Genomic DNA, 13,490 nt, shown 5'->3' on the forward strand with positions numbered 1-13,490 from the left:
CACTGGCCGACGACCGCACGCTGAGGGAGGTGACGGGTGGCGGACCTGGACGACCTCCTGGCACAGCTCGCGGCCGGCCTCGCGGAAGGCGCGGAGCGGGGTCTCCCGCTGCCGACGCGCCTCTGTGCCTCGGCAGCACGGCTGCTCCGGTGCGACGGCGCGGCGATCACCGTGGCGTACACCCGCCCCGAGCGCGTGACCGTCGCCACGACCGACGAGACGGCCCTGATCCTCGAGGAGGCCCAGGACGTGACCGGCCAGGGTCCGGGCGTCGACGCCTTCACCTCGGGCACCTACGCGCGGCTTGAGCTGCCCGAGGACGGGCGACCCGATGCCCGCTGGCCGCTGCTCCACCTCGACTCCGTGCCGGACCTCGCGCCCGTGGTGGTCCACGCCTGCCCCTGGCCAAGGAGGACCGCGTGATCGGCGTCCTCACCCTGTACCGCCGCGGCACCGACACCGACCTCGACGACGACGCGGCAACGGTCGTCTCGAAGGCGGTCGTGGCGGCGCTCGTCGCCGACAGCCCCGACGAGGGCAGCGCCATCGAGGGACCGTGGGCTGAGCGCGCCGAGGTGCACCAGGCAACAGGAATGGTGGTGGCGCAGCTGGGCATCCCCGAGCAGGATGCCCTCGCCCTCATCCGGGCGCACGCGTACTCGCACGAGCAGAGCGTCGGCCGCACGGCACGAGACGTGATCACGAAACGGCTGAGGTTCTCCGCCTCGTCGGACCAGGAGATCGAGTCCACATGAAGCACACCAGCGTGTCCCAGGTGCTCGCCCGCGCGAGCGCGACGATGGTCGAGGGCGACCTCGACGTGACGGGGGCGCTCGCGTCGCTGCTCGGCGGCGCGGCGATGGCGCTGCCGGTCGACGCCGCCGCCATCCTGGTCGACACCGACAGCGGCCTGCAGGTGCTGGCGGCCACGTCCCATCGCGCCCTGGACCTCGAGATCTACCAGGCCCAGGTGCAGGAGGGGCCCTGCGTGGACGCCATCCGCGGCGGGAATCCCGTGGAGGCGGCCGGATCGACGCTCACCGCGGGTTGGCCGACTGCCGGGACTGCGATCACGCGGGCCGGCTACCTGTCCGTCCGCGCCAACCCCCTGCGGTGGCACGGCCAGGTCTTCGGCGCGCTCAACCTGTTCCGCGCCGAGCCGACGCCGTTCGCCGGGCAGGAGGGCGAGTGCCAGGCCCTCGCCGACGCCTGCACGCTCGTCCTCGTGGCGGGCCGGCTCGACGGCCAGCACGTGGCGGACGGTCTCTCGGCGGCCCTCGAGGAGCGGGCCGTGGTCGAGCGGGCCAAGGGCGCCCTGGCCTTCACCTACCAGCTCGACATGGAGGCCGCCTACGACAGGCTCCTGGCATTTGCCGAGGAGCAACGCATCTCCTTGGGCCATGCCGCCCGCCACGTCATGCAGCTGGCACGCGAGCGACGCCTGCGCTGACGGACCCCGCCGGATCGTCCTGCCCCACGGGCGGCTGGGAACCGGCGGCAGGGCCGCTCGCTGCTAGCCCGCGTGCTTGGCCAGGGCCAGCCAGGTCTCCACGACGGTGTCGGGGTTGAGCGACATCGACTCGATGCCCTGGTCCATCAGCCACTCGGCGAGGTCCGGGTGGTCCGAGGGCCCCTGCCCGCAGATGCCGATGTACTTGCCCTGCGCGCGGCAGGCCTCGATGGCCATGGCGAGCATCTTCTTCACCGCCGGGTCGCGCTCGTCGAAGCTGTCGGCCACGAGCGCCGAGTCACGGTCGAGGCCGAGGGTCAGCTGGGTGAGGTCGTTCGAGCCGATGGAGAACCCGTCGAAGTGCTGGAGGAACTGCTCGGCGTTGACGGCGTTCGACGGGACCTCGCACATCATGACGACCTGCAGGTCGTTCTCACCGCGGCGCAGCCCGTTGCGGCCCAACAGGTCGATGACGCCCTTCGCCTCGGTGACGGTGCGCACGAACGGGATCATCACCTTGACGTTGGTCAGCCCCATCTCGTCGCGCACGAGCCGCAGCGCCTCGCACTCCATCGCGAAGCACTCGGCGAACTCCGGTGACAGGTACCGCGCCGCGCCGCGGTACCCGATCATCGGGTTCTCCTCGTGCGGCTCGTAGCGGGACCCACCCAGCAGCCCGGCGTACTCGTTGGACTTGAAGTCGGACATGCGGACGATGACCGGCTCCGGCGCGAACGCCGCCGCCAGCATCGAGACGCCCTCGGCGACGCGCTTGACGAAGAAGTCGCGCGGGCTGTCGTAGGCGGCGATGAGCGCCTCGACCTCGGCCTTGACCGCGGGCTCCTGGTCCTCGAGCTCGAGCAGCGCCTTGGGGTGGATGCCGATCTGGCGGTTGATGATGAACTCGAGACGGGCGAGGCCCACACCGCGGTTGGGCAGGCGGGAGAACTCGAACGCCTGGTCCGGGGTGCCGACGTTCATCATGACCTTGACCGGCAGGTCGGGCATGTCGTCCAGGGCGGTCTCGGAGACGGTGAACGCCATCGTGCCGTCGTAGACGAAGCCGGTGTCGCCCTCGGCGGCGGAGACGGTGACCTCCTGGCCCTCCTGCAGGCTGGTGGTCGCGGTGCCGGTGCCGACGACGGCAGGGATGCCGAGCTCGCGGGCGATGATCGCGGCGTGGCAGGTCCGACCGCCCCGGTTCGTGACGATCGCGCTGGCACGCTTCATGATCGGCTCCCAGTCGGGGTCGGTCATGTCGGCGACGAGCACCTCGCCGGCGACGAAGTCGTGCATCTGGTCGGCGGAGGTCAGCACCCGGACCGCGCCGGCGCCGATCTTCTGGCCGATGGCACGGCCCTCGACGAGCACCGGGCCGCGCTCGTCCAGCCGGTACCGCTGCAGCGACGACCCGGTCTGGCGCGACTTCACCGTCTCCGGGCGCGCCTGCAGGACGTAGAGCAGGCCGTCGACGCCGTCCTTGCCCCACTCGATGTCCATCGGGCGGCCGTAGTGCTCCTCGATCGCGAGCGCGTGCCGGGCGAGCTCGGTGACCTCGTCGTCGGTGAGGCTCAGCCGGTGGCGGTCGGCCTCGTCGACGTCGACGAACTCGATGGTGCGGCCGACCTCGGTGTCGGAGGTGTAGACCATCTTGGTCGCCTTGGCGCCCAGGCCCCGCCTGAGGATCGCCGGACGACCCGCGCGCAGCGCCGGCTTGTAGACGTAGAACTCGTCCGGGTTCACGGCGCCCTGCACGACCGCCTCGCCCAGCCCGTAGCTGCTCGTGACGAAGACGGCGTCGGGGAAGCCGGACTCGGTGTCGATCGTGAACATGACGCCCGAGGAGCCGATGTCGGAGCGCACCATGCGCTGCACGCCGGCCGACAGTGCGACCGCCGCGTGGTCGAAGTCGCTGTGCACGCGGTAGGCGATCGCGCGGTCGTTGTACAGCGAGGCGAACACCCGCTTGATCGCGAGCAGGATGGAGTCGATCCCGCGCACGTTGAGGAACGTCTCCTGCTGCCCCGCGAACGACGCGTCGGGCAGGTCCTCCGCGGTCGCGCTGGAGCGCACCGCGAAGCTCACCTCGTCGCCGTGGTCGCCCACCAGCCGCTCGTACGCCGTGCGGATCTCGTCCTCGAGGTCGGCCGGGAACGGCTGCTGCTCGACCGCCTCGCGGATCCGCCCGCCCACCTCTGCCAGCGCCCGGGTGTCCTCGACGTCGAGGCTGTCGAGCAGGTCGTTGACCGTGTCGACCAGGCCCTCGTGGGCGAGGAACCGCCGGTACGCCTCGGCGGTCGTGGCGAACCCGTCGGGCACCCGCACCCCGGCAGCCGAGAGGTGCTGCACCATCTCGCCGAGGGAGGCGTTCTTGCCGCCGACGGTCTCCACGTCGTCGAGACCGAGGTCTGCGAACCACACGATGTTGGCGGAGTCGTTGCGGGTCAAGGCATTCCTTTCGGTGTGCGGCAGGTGCCGCGTCAGCTGGTGGCGGGGAGCTTGCTGCTCTGCATGATGACGGCGGCCATCTCCTCCACCGACATCGAGGCGGAGTTGATGGACGGTATGCGGTGGGCCCGGTAGAGCGCCTCGGCGCGGCGCAGCTCGTAGCTGCACTGGGCGAGGGTGGCGTAGGTGGAGCCCGGCCGGCGCTCGCCCCGCACCTGGCTGAGCCGGGCGGGCGTGGAGAGCAGGCCGAAGCAGCGGTCGGCGAGACCGCGGACGGGTCGGGGCAGGCCGCCGGTCTCGAAGTCCTCGTCGACGAGCGGGTAGTTGGCGACCTTGATCCCGTGCTGCAGCGCGAGGTACATCGAGGTCGGCGTCTTGCCGCAGCGGGAGGGGGCGATGAGGATGAGGTCGGCCGCCTCGAGGTGGCGCAGGCTGGCCCCGTCGTCGTGCTCCATGGCGTACTCGATCGCCTTCATCCGGGCGTCGTACCGGCGCTGGTCGCCGAGCCCGTGGAGGGCGGCGACCCCGTGGGCGGCGTTGACGTGCAGCACCCGCTCGATCGTGTCGAGGTGCGAGCCGAACAGGTCGATGAAGGCGGCCTTGGTCTGCTGCAGGGCCATCCGGACGTCCTCGTCGGAGACGGTGGAGAACACCAGCGGCGAGACGGACTCGGTCACCGCGGCGTCGAGCTCGGCCACGACCGCGCGGGCCTGCTGGACCGTCGTGATGAACGGGAACTTGCGCCGGACGAACCGGACCGACGGGAACTGCTGGAGCATGAGGTTGCCGAGGGTCTCGGCCGAGATGCCGGTCCCGCCCGCGACGAAGAAGACGGGGGTCGCCGGGGCCTCGTCCGGGGCGGTCTCCATCGTCCTCCTCTCCACGGGCCGGCACCGACGGTGGTGCGCCCGTGGGCCGATCGTGGCAGCCCTCACCCGGTGCACGCCAGTTCGTCCAGCGCTGTCCCGCGACACCACGGGGAGCCGGACCGCCCCGGCCGGTGCAGTCAGCGCGTGGGAGCGACACAGATGTGACGGACCCCACACGGGCCGGGCCGGCGAACGCGGCCGCTACTTGCCAATCAGCACGCTCACGGAGGTGTTGTCGGGGCACTCGGGGATCTGGCGGATGGCCCAGCGGCCGCGCAGGTCGTGCCCGTGGAAGTTGGACTCGGCGTCCCTCGCCTCGACCTCACCCTCGGACGGGGTCCAGCCGCGGGAGGAGTAGGCCGCCTGCATGTCCGCGAGGGTCTCCCTGAACGGCTTGGGGGACACCGCCGTCAGGACCGTCCGCCCCGCGCTGCGGGCCTGCGTCCCGGTGACCACGTACCCGGAGGGCACCGTCGCGTCAGCCGGGAACGAGGCGGGCAGCTCCACCGCCTTGGCGTCCTTGGCGCAGACGACCGGGGCCTGGGTGCCGGCGCTGGCGGCAGGCTCCTTCATGGCGACCTCCATCTCGTCGCTCCCGCAGCCGGCGAGCGCCACCAGCACGGCCGCCGACACGACGCCGGCCCCCAGCCTGCGGCCACCCCACCGGGTGCGCCGCAGGCTCGAGGTCCTCACCGGGTGACCTGGATCTGCCGCCGGTTGTCCGTCTCCTCGGACTCGCGGACGCGGTTGGCGGGGTCGACGACCACGACGACCGAGTGGGTGCCCTTGCCGAGCCGCACCCCAGGGAACGAGACCGTCGTCGAGCGGCCCGCCGCGAGGTCGACGGCTGTCGACGTCGCGACGTCGACACCGTCGACGAGCAGGCGGGTCGTGACGCCCTGCGCAGCCGCCTTGCCCGTGTTCGCGACCGTGGCCGACGCGGCATACAGCCCACTGGTCTTGGCCATCGACAGGGTGGTCGGGGTGAGGTTGGGCAGCGCGTCGTTCGCGGCATACAGGGTGTTGCCGGACTGCTGTCGCGCAATGGTGGCGTACGCGTCGAAGTTCTGCGCGCCGCCCGGCTGGGCGCAGGCGCCGGTGCAGCCGTCGGCGTAGCCGACCTCGACCCGGCCGGTGCGGTCGACCGTGGCGTCCATGAAGTCGAGCAGGTTGCGGTCGTTGCCACAGGTCGTGCCGCCGGTGCAGATGGAGCCGCGCTGCACCGGGTCGTTCGGCGTCGTGTCGACCGTGACCCAGCTCTTGCCGCCGTCGTAGCTGGTGGAGACGTACAGGTGCCAGTCGCCCTTGAAGTTGGTGGCGTCCTGGTAGTTGCCGGGCGTCGTGGTGCCGATGAAGGCGAACGAGGCGCGGTCGTCGTCACCGGCCACGACGGCCGGGAAGACGGTGTTGTGGATGCCCAGGCTCGCGCCCACGTTCTGGTCGTCGGTCCACGTCCTGCCCTTGTCCCGGCTCACCGCGACCCGCGGGGTGCCGTCGGCCGCCTGGTACCCCAGGTAGACCGTGCCCTTGGCGCCGATGCCGACGCTGGGGTCGGAGTCGCCGGCCGTGCTGGCGGGGTCCTTGCGCACGGACCACGTGGTGCCGCCGTCCTCGGACACCGCGACGGCCTGGTTGCCGCCGCACGACTTGTTGGGGACGTAGACCGTGCCGTCGTTCGGGGCGACCTTGACGTGCCCGTGCAGGCCGCCGCAGTCGAGCAGGGAGTACATCGGGACGGCCGGCCCGAACGTCATGCCGCCGTCGTGGCTCGAGGCGCAGTTCGCGTCGGCGATGTCCTGGCTGCAGTAGTAGACCGCGTTCGGGTACGTCGAGGTCGGCAGGGCGCCGACCCCGTTGGGCGAGTACGGGCCGCCGCCGACGGTCTGGTGGTCGACTCCGGAGTTGAGGCCGCCGCCCTGGCTCGCCGACCAGGTCTTGCCGTCATCGTCGGAGTAGCACATGAGCGAGGTCTTGCCGGCCAGCTGGCTCTCGAAGACGCGACCGGTCTTGGGGTCGGTGAACCCGATCGGGTCGAGGGACGTCGAGCCGCCGGTGAGGCAGCCGTTGGTCGGCGTCGCGGAGACGTCGGTCCAGGTCACCTTCGAGGGGGTGACGCTGTCGTCCCAGGTCGCCTTGTAGGTGTCGTAGAGCGCCTGGTAGAAGGTCGAGCCGGTCTTGTGGCTGCTGCCGATCGAGGGCTCCCCGGCGTTGTGCGCCTGCGCGAAGGCCTCCGGCGCGCCGTACTGGCTGAAGGTCGGCGGCGTCGCCGTGCTGGGTGCCGGGTTCGCCGGCAGGCTCGTGAGGGTCGCGGTGCCGGTGACCGTCTCACCGAGCGGGGCGTAGGGCACGACCCGCACGGTGTAGTCCCCGCTCGTCGGCGGCACCACGATGACCTCGGGGTCCGAGCTCGAGGCAGCCGACGCCACGACCGCGCCGCTGGAGTCGAGCAGGTACACGTCGAAGTCGGCGGCGGCGTTGGCCCACCCAACCTTCACCGTGAGCTGGTGGCTGTCGCCGTAGCCGCTCGGGGTGGAGACGTGCAGTGCGAAGTCGTCGCACAGGCCCGGTCCGCAGGTGACGTCACCCGTCGTCCCCGTCACGTTGGGGGCGGCGAACGGCCCAGCCGTCCACTGCACGCTGGTGCTGGTGTCGGAGACCGACCCCGAGTCCGGGGTGGCGGCCAGTGCGGGGGCTGCTGCGCCCAGGCCCGCGAGGGCGCAGGCGGCCAGCAGCGCCAGGGCGCCGGTGCGAGGACGGTGTCGGTCGAACGCGGACGAGAACATCTGCGGCTCCTGGATCCGGACGGGATGACGCGAGGCGGGGGTCCCTGGCTCCGGGCGAGCACCTGCGCAGGCAGCTCCTCACCCGCTCGTACAACGAGCGCAGCTCCTGGGGGCTACGGGGCGACCGTCAAGAAAGGGTCAAGAAAGCCCGTCCACGCAGCGACGCGGTCCCGGCCACCGCTGGGGTGGTCGGGACCGCGCCGCCTTCGGCTCGGTCAGTGCCGGTCGCCGTGACGGGCCGTGCTGCTGACCTCCCACGTCACGTTGTCACCGTGCTGCTGGGTCCAGAAGACGCGCCAGGTGCCGTCGAAGGGCCGCGGGGTCCTGGCCCCGAGCAGGCCGGCGACGGTGGGGTCCCCGTCGGAGACGTGGATGCCGGTGATCTCGTTGTCGCCGTCGTTGTAGCCCGGCGAGGTGGTGGCGTCGTAGAGCGCGGAGGCGTCCCGACCCTCGGCGAGCCACCGCGTGAAGCGGGCACCGCGCCGGTCCTCGCCCGCACGGACGCCGCGCAGGTCGACCCGGTAGCCGGAGTCGAGCGCGTTCCGCTGCTGGTGCAGGCCGTCGCCGGCGTCCTCGACGACGAGCAGGTCGTCGGCCCCGGCGAAGGCGAGGTTGTCCAGGCCGGTGTGGTCCTTGTCGCCGACGGCCACGATGGCCAGCCGACCGGTGTCGGCGGACGGCGACGACTGGCTGATGCGGAAGACCCCGCCGTACGCACCCGGGAGGGTGCTCGCGGTGCTCGTGTCCCCGGTCTCGGTGAAGTAGAACTCCCCGAAGTGGGTGCCGGGTCGGAAGACGCCGTTCTCCGGCCGCTTGAAGGGGGTGGCAGCGGCTGCGGCGGCAGCCGCCGTGGCGTCGAAGGCGGCCGTCCCCGTGTGGACGTCGACCCAGCTCGTGGCGAAGGAGCGGCGGGGGTCGTGCAGGTCCGCGATGTCGCCCGAGGCCGGGTCGGCGGCGAGCTGCGCCGCGGTGATCGGCGAGCCGTCACGGCGCTGCACCTGCAGCGCCTGCAGGGTTCCGCCCGCGGTCAGGTCCGCCTTGTCGGCGGGCACGAACCGGTAGACGTAGCTGTTGGGCTTCTTGCCACCGGCCACGGACGCCCCGCCGATGTCCTCCACGAGCCAGACGTTGCCGGTCGAGTCGTTCTGGATCCCCTCGTAGCCGCCGGAGCCCAGCGCGGGGAGCCGCACCGCGGTTCCCGTGGTGGGCTTCCCGGTGGCGTCCAGGGTGAGCGCCCAGACACCACCCTTGGGGGCCTTGGCCTCCGCGGTCATCATGAGCTGGCGGGTGAAGGGGTTCCACGTGATGCCGTCGAAGGTGGGCAGGGGGGCGCCCGTGGTGTCCGTGTCCGCCATCAGGAGGACGCGCTTGGCGGGGTCGGGCTCGTCCAGGTCGATCCGGGTGACGTAGCCCTGCGGACCGCCCTCATGGCCCTGGTAGAGGTAGTGGTGCCCGGCGAGGGTCAGGTACACGTTCTTGTCCGGCTCGGTCTTGAACGCCTCCTTCGCGTCCTGGGTGAGCGGTCCGCCGTTGGCGGTGTCGTAGCCGTAGTGCGTGACACCGGCCGCGGTGTCGGGGTTGGCCAGCCCGAGCGCTCCCCACGCGACCGGCTGGGCCGTGAGGCCCGACGCGAGCACGTTGCCCTGCACCCCGACGCGCGGGTTCGCCGAGCGCACGTCGCCGCTCTCCCAGGTCGACGAGGATGCCGTGGCCGACCCCGACCCAAGGGCCAGGACGGTACCGACGACGGCAGTGCCCGCGACGCCGACCGCGGCTGCCTTGCTGATGCTTCTCATGAGTCCTCCAGTTCTCGCGCCCCACTGAGGAGCTGACGGGAGCACTCAATCCGGCCGGGGCGACGCGTGGATGACGTCGGGGCGAACACTGCGAGAAGGGCCTGTGCGCGTCACGGCGACCGTGGGGCACCCCCGGGAGAACCGACCACCAGGGTGGCCCGCCCCCGGGTCCGGCGCACCAGCTCGGCGTTCAGCTCGTCGTGCGTGCGAGCCCGGTCCCACGCCTGGGCCGCGGCACGCCCGAAGGACCGGTGGCGCTCGGCGAGGCGCTGCAGCCGCTCGTCGCGGTCGAGGTCGAGGTACCAGACCGCGTCGAGCTGGTGCCGCACCTGCCGCCACGGCTCCGCCTCCAGCAGCAGGTAGTTGCCCTCGACGAGCACGACCGGCGTGTCACGGCTGATGGGGATCCGGCCGGCGATCGGCTCGTCGTGCTCGCGGAGGAACTCCGGCGCGTAGACGACGTCCTCGGTCTGGTCACGCAGGCGCGCCAGCAGGTGGACGAAGCCATGGGCGTCGAAGGTCTCCGGGGCGCCCTTGCGCTCTCGGAGCCCCATCGCGTCGAGGACCCGGTTGGACAGGTGGTAGCCGTCCATGGGGGCCGGCGCGGCGTCGCCGCCGAGGGCCCGCACGAGGTCGTCCACCAGGGTCGACTTCCCGGCGCCGGGCTCCCCCACGACCCCGATCATGACGCGCCCGGGAGCCGCCGCCCGGTGCTGGTCGACCAACCGGCAGAGCTGCTCCACGTCGCGCGGCACCGTCGGTGCGGCGAGCGAGCTCACGACGCCTTGACCGCGAGCACCGCGCACTCGGCGTCGAGCAGCACCCGCTGGGCCGTGCTGCCGGTGACGAGCTTGCCGACGGGCGAACGGCGGCGGATCCCGATCACGATGAGGTCGGCCGCGACCTCCTCGGCCGCCGCGAGGATCTCGTGGGCGGCCGAGGTGGGCGCCGTGGGCTGTCGGATCTCGTGCTCGAGGCCGAGCCCGGAGAGCCGGGCGTCCAGGGCGTCGAGGTCCGCGGCGGAGGCGAACAGCGGATGGGCGTTGTCGCCGTGGTGGCCGGTGTTCACGACGACCAGACCTGCGTGCTCCCGCTGGGCGAACGCCACCGCGTGGTCCACGGCCGCCAGCCCCTCGGGGGTGGGGACGTAGCCCACGACCACCGTCACGACCCCCCACCCCCACGGTTGCCGGTCGGGACGTCCCCGGCGATGTCGACGTCGGCGGGGATCTCCTCGGCCCCGGTGATGAACGAGACGACGTCGCTCATCGACACGCGGCTGGGGGCCACCACTCCCGCGCGTCGCCCGAGGCGGTGGACGTGGATGCGGTCGGACACCTCGAACACGGCCGGCATGTCGTGGCTGATGAGCACCACGGGCAGCCCGCGCTCCTTGATCCGCCGGATCAGCTCGAGCACCTGGGCCGTCTCGCGGACCCCCAGGGCGGCGGTGGGCTCGTCCATGATGACGACCTTGCTGCCGAACATGGCGGCCCGGGCGACGGCCACGGCCTGGCGCTGGCCACCCGAGAGGGTCTCCACCGTCTGGGAGATGTCCTGGATGGTGGCGATGCCGAGCGAGTTGAGCTCGTCGCGGGCGGCGGCGCGCATGCCCTTCTTGTCGAGCAGCCGCAGCCTGCCCAGGACGCCCTCGCGCCGTCGCTCACGACCCAGGAACAGGTTGCTCGCGATGTCGAGGGCCGGCGCGACGGCGAGGGTCTGGTACACCGTCTCGATTCCCTTGCGCCGAGCGTCGATCGGCGAGTGGAACCTCACCTCCGCCCCGTCGAGGGTGATCGTCCCCGCGTCGGGGGTCACCGCCCCCGTCAACGCCTTGACGAGGCTCGACTTCCCCGCGCCGTTGTCGCCGACGATGGCCAGCACCTCGCCGGGGTACAGGTCGAAGTCGGCACCGTTGATCGCGGTCACGTGGCCGTACCGCTTGACGAGTCCACGGCCGGTCATCACAGGTTGCTGCGTGGCCATGTCGGCCGCCGAACCGTCGCTGCGGGTCACGATGTCCATCACGCCCTCCTGCGGGTGGCCTGGTCGAACGCGACGGCGGCGATGACGAGCACGCCGGTCGCGAGGTTCTGGTAGTTGGAGTCGATGCCCATTTGCGTCAGGCCACTGCGCAGGATCGCCACGATCAGGGCGCCGACCACCGTCCCGACGACACCGCCGCGCCCACCGAACAGGCTGGTGCCGCCGATGACGACCGCGGTGATGCTGTCGAGGTTGCCCGTCTGGTACGCGTTGGGGTCAGCCGTCGGCGTGCGCCCCAGTGCCATCCACGCGGCGAACCCGTAGATCAGGCCGGCCACGCAGTAGACGCTCACGAGCGTCCGGTCGATGTGGATGCCGGTGAGGCGAGCCGCCTCGGGCTCGTTGCCCACGGCATACACGTGCCTGCCCCAGGCCGTCTTGCCCAGGACGAACCACATGACCGCGAACAGGACCGCCGCCACGATCATGCCGACCGTGAACTGGACGCGCCCGAAGAGGTACAGCGACGTGCCGAGCCACGTGAGCGCACCGCTCGGGACCGCGAAGGTGGTGCCGGTGCTGTAGAGGTTCGTCACGGCGGTCATGACGGCGAGCATCCCCAGGGTGACGATGAACGGGGGCAGCTTGACGCGGGTGACGAGCAGGCCGGAGATGGTGGCCGCGATGGTGCAGGCCACCAGGCCGGCGACGATGGCCAGGCCGCTCGGGAGGCCCCCGAGGGTCAGCCGGGTCAGCAGCAGCGTGCCGAACACGGCGATGGCCGCGTTGGCGAGGTCGATGCCGGCCGTGAGGATGACCAGGGTCTGCCCGAGGGCCAGGGTCCCGATGACGACGGACTGCTGGACGATCAGCGAGAAGTTGTCGATGTTGAAGAACGTGCTCGTGCTGACCGAGAAGAACACGATGGCGACGACGAGCGCCGCGGTCGGGCCGAGGACGGGGTTGCGCGCGAACGCCCTGCGTATGCCGTCGCCGCGGCTCCGGTGGCCGGTGGCGGTGCCTGAGGTGGTCGACATGGTCAGCCCCAGCAGTTCGCCGCGCCCCAGGTCGTGTCCTTGGACGCGAGACCGGGAACGGGCTTGTCGGTGATGAGGGTGGCGCCGGTGTCGGTGAAGCCCTGGGGCTTGGTCCCGGACTTGGCGTACTCGACGACGGCGTTGACGCCGTCCTCGGCCATCTTCTTCGGGAACTGCATCACGGTGGCGACGAACTGGCCGTCCTTGACGTTCTGCACGCCGGCGCAGCCGCCGTCGATGGCGCCGACGAGGACCTTGTCGGCGATCCCCTTCTCCTTGAGGGCCTGGTAGGCACCGCGGGCGGCCGGCTCGTTGATGTTGTAGACGACGTTGACCTTGTCGCCGACGCGCTGGAGGAGGTTCTCCATCGCCGCCTGCGCCTTGGTCTGGTCGCCCTGCGTCAGCGCACTGCCGATGATGGCCGGGGTGTTCAGCGGCAGCCCCATGCCCTCGAGGAAGCCGTTGTGCCGCTGGATGCCGACGGAGGCGCTGGGGTCGAGGTCCATGGCGACGATCTGCGGCTTGGTGCTCCCGAGCCGGGCCTTGACGTACTGGCCGAGGAGCTTGCCCGCCTGCTCGTTGTCGGTGGCGTAGGTGGCGGCGACGGCATCCGGCGGGGTGGTCGCCGTGTCGAGGGCGATCACGATGACACCGGCGTCCTGCGCCTTCTTGATGGCGCCGAGCACCCCGGCGGAGTTGCTGGGGGTGATGAGGATGCCCTTGACGCCCTGCTGGACGAGGTTCTCGATCGCGGTGACCTGGCCCGCGTTGTCGCCGTCGAACTTGCCGGCGAGGGCGACCAGCGTGTCGCCGTGCTTCTGCGCCTCAGCCTTGGCCGACTCGCGCAGCTTGACGAAGTACGGGTTGCTGTCCGTCTTGGTCACCAGACCGATCTTGATCGGGCCCTTCGAACCGCCGGTGTCGGCGGCGGAGCCCGGACCCGACGTCTTGGTGGTGCTGCACGCGCCGAGGGCGAGGGCCGTCGTCGATGCCAGCGCAACGGCCATGGCGGCCGTCCGCGTCCTGGTGTGCCGGTTCATGTGCGTTCTCCTGGTTCGAGGCCTAAGCGGCGTTGGTCGGGACTCGTGACCTTTGGCGTGGTGCCTCAGGACTTCCGCCAA

Annotated in this window: 13 protein-coding genes; 3 read left to right on the plus strand and 10 right to left on the minus strand. The window is 71.6% G+C overall.

What is annotated here, in order from left to right:
• Nucleotides 1-36 precede the first annotated feature (36 nt).
• Genes ACYVDO_RS17705 through ACYVDO_RS17715 form a run of 3 tightly spaced genes read left to right on the plus strand, consistent with a single transcriptional unit; the run spans nt 37 to nt 1,450 of the window.
• Nucleotides 37-423: a hypothetical protein gene (locus ACYVDO_RS17705; RefSeq protein WP_460938329.1), complete on the plus strand. Its 387-nt coding sequence runs from the start codon at nt 37-39 to the stop codon at nt 421-423.
• Nucleotides 420-755, plus strand: coding sequence for an ANTAR domain-containing protein (locus ACYVDO_RS17710; protein ID WP_460938331.1), 336 nt, complete (start codon nt 420-422; stop codon nt 753-755). Before ACYVDO_RS17705 ends, ACYVDO_RS17710 begins: the two co-directional genes overlap by 4 nt.
• Nucleotides 752-1,450, plus strand: a complete 699-nt coding sequence (locus tag ACYVDO_RS17715) for a GAF and ANTAR domain-containing protein (RefSeq protein ID WP_460938333.1) — start codon at nt 752-754, stop codon at nt 1,448-1,450. The genes ACYVDO_RS17710 and ACYVDO_RS17715 overlap by 4 nt, the downstream gene beginning before the upstream one ends.
• A 63-nt stretch (nt 1,451-1,513) precedes the next feature.
• Here ACYVDO_RS17715 and ppsA read toward each other — a convergent pair whose 3' ends face one another.
• The 10 genes from ppsA to ACYVDO_RS17765 all read right to left on the minus strand — a co-directional run bounded on the left by ppsA (nt 1,514) and on the right by ACYVDO_RS17765 (nt 13,409).
• On the minus strand, nt 1,514-3,898 hold the full coding sequence (gene ppsA, locus ACYVDO_RS17720) for a phosphoenolpyruvate synthase (protein WP_460938335.1): 2,385 nt from the start codon (nt 3,896-3,898) through the stop codon (nt 1,514-1,516).
• A gap of 32 nt (nt 3,899-3,930) precedes the next feature.
• A complete protein-coding gene (locus tag ACYVDO_RS17725; protein WP_460938337.1) occupies nt 3,931-4,767 on the minus strand; it encodes a pyruvate, water dikinase regulatory protein in 837 nt (278 codons plus the stop codon).
• Nucleotides 4,768-4,968: 201 nt separating this feature from the next.
• Entirely contained in the window at nt 4,969-5,460 is a 492-nt protein-coding gene (locus ACYVDO_RS17730; protein ID WP_460938339.1) for a hypothetical protein, read from the minus strand.
• The gene (locus tag ACYVDO_RS17735) at nt 5,457-7,550 is read right to left on the minus strand and encodes a CARDB domain-containing protein (RefSeq protein WP_460938341.1); all 2,094 of its coding nucleotides are present in this window, start codon (nt 7,548-7,550) and stop codon (nt 5,457-5,459) included. Before ACYVDO_RS17735 ends, ACYVDO_RS17730 begins: the two co-directional genes overlap by 4 nt.
• Before the next feature lie 215 nt (nt 7,551-7,765).
• Nucleotides 7,766-9,346, minus strand: coding sequence for an alkaline phosphatase PhoX (locus ACYVDO_RS17740; RefSeq protein ID WP_460938343.1), 1,581 nt, complete (start codon nt 9,344-9,346; stop codon nt 7,766-7,768).
• 110 nt (nt 9,347-9,456) lie between these two features.
• Nucleotides 9,457-10,125, minus strand: a complete 669-nt coding sequence (locus tag ACYVDO_RS17745; protein WP_460938345.1) for a nucleoside/nucleotide kinase family protein — start codon at nt 10,123-10,125, stop codon at nt 9,457-9,459.
• Nucleotides 10,122-10,514: a universal stress protein gene (locus ACYVDO_RS17750; protein WP_460938347.1), complete on the minus strand. Its 393-nt coding sequence runs from the start codon at nt 10,512-10,514 to the stop codon at nt 10,122-10,124. The genes ACYVDO_RS17745 and ACYVDO_RS17750 overlap by 4 nt, the downstream gene beginning before the upstream one ends.
• Nucleotides 10,511-11,371, minus strand: coding sequence for an ATP-binding cassette domain-containing protein (locus ACYVDO_RS17755; RefSeq protein ID WP_460938349.1), 861 nt, complete (start codon nt 11,369-11,371; stop codon nt 10,511-10,513). The genes ACYVDO_RS17750 and ACYVDO_RS17755 overlap by 4 nt, the downstream gene beginning before the upstream one ends.
• On the minus strand, nt 11,371-12,369 hold the full coding sequence (locus tag ACYVDO_RS17760) for an ABC transporter permease (protein WP_460938351.1): 999 nt from the start codon (nt 12,367-12,369) through the stop codon (nt 11,371-11,373). The genes ACYVDO_RS17755 and ACYVDO_RS17760 overlap by 1 nt, the downstream gene beginning before the upstream one ends.
• 2 nt (nt 12,370-12,371) lie before the next feature.
• Entirely contained in the window at nt 12,372-13,409 is a 1,038-nt protein-coding gene (locus ACYVDO_RS17765; protein WP_460938353.1) for a substrate-binding domain-containing protein, read from the minus strand.
• Nucleotides 13,410-13,490: the final 81 nt, after the last annotated feature.

The organism is Phycicoccus ginsengisoli, assembly GCF_054779295.1.